Source organism: Flavobacterium sp. (genome assembly GCF_003525665.1).
In the GTDB taxonomy this organism is placed as follows: Bacteria; Bacteroidota; Bacteroidia; order Flavobacteriales; family Flavobacteriaceae; genus Flavobacterium.
In genome coordinates this window covers 8147-9180 of record NZ_DQDX01000071.1, presented here as the reverse complement: position 1 = coordinate 9180, position 1034 = coordinate 8147, and the positions used below count along the sequence as shown (strand labels likewise).

The window sequence follows — 1034 nt, the reverse complement described above, 5'->3', positions numbered from 1 at the left end:
GTTACCGCTAAAAAATAAAATTGAAACATATGAAATTGAAATTGCTACTAGTCTCTCTTCTTTCTGTTCTTCTGTTTTCTTGTCAGGACGATGCCGCTCAACGCGAAATTGAACAACAAAAACAAGCCAAGAAAAGTGAAGCTATCTTTAACACCATCAGCAACGGTTGGATTTTTGACATTGCACCAGTTAATCCTGCTACGCAATCTAAAATTAACAGCTGGAACGAATGGCGTGTGTTTTTAAACGAAATCAATCAGAAACCTAAAAGTTCTATTGGTGCGTTTCAGAAAAAAGCAAAAGTACTTTCTCAAAAAGTCGTTGAATTAAACAATAACATTCCGGCAGAATTCAATAAACCACAAGTAAAAGCCAGAATTTCGGTGATTACTACCAAAGTAAAATCAATGGATTTGTTTATTCATTTGAATCAAATTCCAGATAATAAAGTAGTGAAATTAGTTGGTGAAATTAATATGGAAATCGAATATTTACAATTACAACTAGAAGAAATTGTAACTAGAAGTCAAATTCCAAGAGAAGAAGGCGAACCCGATTTAATTAAAATGAAAGATACGGCAAGAGCCATTCCATCTGCGCCAGAAGTTCCTGTTCAAGGACAAACTAAAGGTATTATAAATTCTAAATTGTTTCAAAAAAAGTAATCTTGAGTAAAAACACAGTAGTTTCTGTTTATCAAAAATCGGCTAAAGTTGCTCTTTTGGCCAATGAATTAAAACAACGCGATACTAAAATAAATGCTAGAGGTTTATTGGGTTCGGCGTTGTCATTTATTGTAAATGCTACTTTCGAAAAAAGTGATTTGCCTTTTCTTTTATTGTTCAACGACAAAGAAGAAGCAGCTTATTATTTAAACGATTTAGAGCAATTGATTAACGACCAAGATGTGCTTTTTTATCCTGGTTCGTACCGAAGACCTTACCAACTTGAAGATACTGATAACGCCAATATTTTATTGCGTGCCGAGGTTTTAAATCGAATTAATTCGCGTAAAAAACCTGCCATAATTGTTT

The 1034-nt window shown here is 33.4% G+C and carries 2 protein-coding genes; both read left to right on the top strand.

What is annotated here, in order from left to right; all coding sequences use genetic code 11:
- Nucleotides 1–29 precede the first annotated feature (29 nt).
- Nucleotides 30–665 (top strand): hypothetical protein, encoded by a 636-nt coding sequence (locus DIU01_RS05005; protein WP_290832143.1) that lies wholly within the window; start codon nucleotides 30–32, stop codon nucleotides 663–665.
- Nucleotides 666–721: 56 nt separating this feature from the next.
- The coding region (locus tag DIU01_RS05000) for a hypothetical protein (protein WP_290832151.1) at nucleotides 722–1034 on the top strand (313 nt) is incomplete at its 3' end.

Bases quoted from the DNA above. Each gene is read 5' to 3' on its own strand.
- DIU01_RS05005 (WP_290832143.1), top strand. From the start codon at position 30: ATGAAATTGAAATTGCTACTAGTCTCTCTTCTTTCTGTTCTTCTGTTT.